Annotated in this window: 3 protein-coding genes and 1 tRNA gene; 2 read left to right on the top strand and 2 right to left on the bottom strand. The window is 42.4% G+C overall.

Annotated elements, in window-relative coordinates:
- Positions 1 to 145 precede the first annotated feature (145 nt).
- Positions 146 to 217: transfer RNA gene (locus tag ACLFWI_RS29000), tRNA-Gly, on the top strand.
- A gap of 243 nt (positions 218 to 460) precedes the next feature.
- Complete coding sequence (locus ACLFWI_RS28995; RefSeq protein ID WP_446415811.1) at positions 461 to 1,054, top strand: IS607 family transposase; 594 nt, start codon at positions 461 to 463, stop codon at positions 1,052 to 1,054.
- 199 nt (positions 1,055 to 1,253) lie between these two features.
- Here the strand turns inward: ACLFWI_RS28995 and ACLFWI_RS28990 are convergent, their stop codons facing one another.
- Positions 1,254 to 1,778, bottom strand: a complete 525-nt coding sequence (locus tag ACLFWI_RS28990; RefSeq protein ID WP_446407229.1) for a hypothetical protein — start codon at positions 1,776 to 1,778, stop codon at positions 1,254 to 1,256.
- 283 nt (positions 1,779 to 2,061) lie between these two features.
- Entirely contained in the window at positions 2,062 to 2,835 is a 774-nt protein-coding gene (locus tag ACLFWI_RS28985) for a ZIP family metal transporter (protein WP_446415810.1), read from the bottom strand.
- Positions 2,836 to 2,927: the final 92 nt, after the last annotated feature.

Genomic DNA, 2,927 nt, shown 5'->3' with positions numbered 1-2,927 from the left:
TACAGGTCTGGTTGTAGAAACCCAGACCTCAACGAAGTAGGTCTGGGTAGTTCATTCAAGGTTAAGTCTTTAACTCCAGAGTCAGGTAGAACATGAGGCAAATGTATTGATATAATAGCCTAAAGATTATCGTTGAGAGCTACTCGCGGGTGTAGTTCAGTGGTAGAACGTCAGCTTCCCAAGCTGGATGTCGTGGGTTCGAGTCCCATCACCCGCTCTACTGGCTCGGCACAGCTAAAATTGTGGATTAGATGTGACCATTGAATCGGGCGCAAGTCTTTGCGCCCCTACAGTTTCGGGGCTAATGGTTAATTCATCCAATAAGGTGTGTCACGCCACTACAGTGACTAGTAGAACGCTTCCCTCGCCCAAGTTGGGTGGTTTGGGAGGAAGATGGGAAGTATTGTAAAGTTTCAATAACAATATAGTCAGATATAGTCATGTTTTGTAATATATAAACATGAAACTATCAGACTATGCCAAAAAAGCAGGAATCAGTTATCGAACTGCCTGGAGGTGGTGGAAACAAGGAAATTTGACAGGTCATCAATTGCCGTCTGGTACGATTATCATAACTTCTAGCATAACTTCGGGGGCGATTGAGGACAACTTGAAACCTGACTTGATAGCTTGTATTTATGCAAGAGTTTCCAGCGCCCAAAACAAAGATGATCTGGAGCGACAAGCAGAGCGGTTAAAAGATTATGCAATTGCCCGAGGCTACAAAATTCATAAAATTGTCAAAGAGATTGGAAGTGGTTTAAATGACAATCGTAAACAATTGGCAAAAATTCTAGTAGATCCAAACTACAATATTTTGATTGTAGAACATAAAGATCGTCTCGCTAGATTTGGAACGAATTATATAGAGATTCTGCTCAAAGAATTAAATAAAAAAGTTGAAATTGTCAATCAAAGTGAGGATAAAACAGATGAATTAATGGAAGACTTAATTGCCATTATTACTTCCTTTTGCTCGCGGATGTACGGATTAAGAAGGTCGAAACGAAAAACCGAAAAGATTATAGCCGAGTTAAAATCTCACGGACAATAATGCTACTAGCCCAAAGACATAAGTAGGTGGGGACAATTAAAGTTAACGGTGGGGAACTCGCTTTCGCGAGAAGCAAGCTACGTCATTCGTCATTTGTAAGGGTTTGAGAGTCGATATCGGGAACGCTTTGGAGAGTTGCCTGAGTAAATTGGCTTAACTCCCCATTTCCTTTATCTCACCTATCTCCTGGTTGGGAAATTCAGTTCAATAAAGATTTCCAGTCTTTTTTCAAACAGTGCAGCACCTCAGGCTCAAAGAGGACGACTTTTTGGTTGTCGGGAAACTTCCCTTGGCACAAGCGTACTGCAATTTGTCCTAAGCTTTCACTGAACAGAATCTGCTTAAATAACAGATTATCGGTTTTCTCGATCAGATGAACCGCTGTAGCCAATTCCCCTTCTAAATCAAAACCAACATTCAGTTTGATGTGATGGATTTCGTGAATGCAGCGGAACATCAGGTTAATGTCTGAACCCAAAAGATCAGAGTTGTTGAACTGAGTGGTAATCATTAGTTTTCCTTGGTTGTAATCCCTATAGATATGCTCTAAACTCAGTTCTTTTCCTTTCATATAAGGGAAAAAATCAACATACTGAAACTCGATACCCTGGAGTTCTACCTGTGCTATATCCACGATAAATTGACGGAAGCCTTTCACGACGGAAGGCGATAGATCATAGGCTGGAGTATTAATGTAATACCGAGCAATGTCTTCAAGATTCATGTGTTTTTGTTAGATGCAACCAACTGACAATCGAAATCGCCAGACAACCTAATCATTGACCTGGCTTGCTGAGGGTAGTCCCTCACAGAATTCACCCAATTCAATTTTGGGAGATCTCAGCCCAAAAAACATCCACAGAACTACGGAAATTTTTGGGTAAAATTCCCGAAAAGTTCGCGTGGATTCACTGATGGAAGTGTATTTGCAAAGCAAATATCAAATATGCTAGACAAACCACATAGATTATGGTATATTGCTTGTCTTATATCAACAAGGTATTGGTTCAACCTAAGCCAATATCGAGAAGCATCATGATCACGAATCCTACGATAATCCCAATTGTGGCTTCGTGTTCGCGACCTTGACGATGGGATTCGGGGATAATTTCATCGCTAATCACAAACAGCATCGCACCCGCGGCAAATGCCATTCCCCAGGGTAAAAGCGGTTGTGCGATCGCCACCACACCTGCACCCAGTAAACCCCCCACAGGTTCGACTAAACCTGTCAGCAACGAAACCCCCACAGCATAAAAGCTTGAGTAGCCTTCAGCTAACAACGAAACCGCGACAACCAAACCCTCTGGAATATTCTGCAATCCAATCCCGATCGCCAAAGCAATTCCCTGCGCCTGATTTCCTGCACCAAAGTTAACCCCAACCGCCAAGCCTTCGGGAAAGTTATGAATCGTAATCGCTAAAACAAATAACCAAATGCGTCTGAGATGTTGAGAATTTACCCCTTCTGGACCCTTATGAAAATGTTCGTGTGGCAGATACTTATTACTTAACCCTAAAAACGCCGTTCCCAGAAGCACACCCACACTCATAATTAACGCCGCATTCATCTGGGAAGCGCCTTGAGAAATCGCCGCATCTTTACCCGGTACAATTAACGAAAACGAGGTTGCAGCTAGCATTACCCCACCCCCGAATCCTAACGCGATCGCTTGTAATCGTTGGCTTAAGCGAATGGGTAAAAATACGGGTAACGCACCGACAAAGGTTGCTAGTCCCGCCAGTAAACTGGCAATAAAACCCGCAAGAATTGGATTCATAAGTTATTTGTCATTCGTCATTCGTCATTCGTCTTATGTCATAAGCTGTAATGCATTTAAATTGGGTATTAGTAGCGAGCAAGATGCAAAGC

The organism is Coleofasciculus sp., from assembly GCF_046539235.1.
GTDB lineage: Bacteria > Cyanobacteriota > Cyanobacteriia > Cyanobacteriales > Coleofasciculaceae > Coleofasciculus.
This window is presented reverse-complemented; position numbering and strand designations above follow the sequence as displayed.

Coding starts and splice junctions, on each gene's coding strand:
- ACLFWI_RS28995 (WP_446415811.1), top strand. CDS start 461: ATGAAACTATCAGACTATGCCAAAAAAGCAGGAATCAGTTATCGAACT.
- ACLFWI_RS28990 (WP_446407229.1), bottom strand. CDS start 1,778: ATGAATCTTGAAGACATTGCTCGGTATTACATTAATACTCCAGCCTAT.
- ACLFWI_RS28985 (WP_446415810.1), bottom strand. CDS start 2,835: ATGAATCCAATTCTTGCGGGTTTTATTGCCAGTTTACTGGCGGGACTA.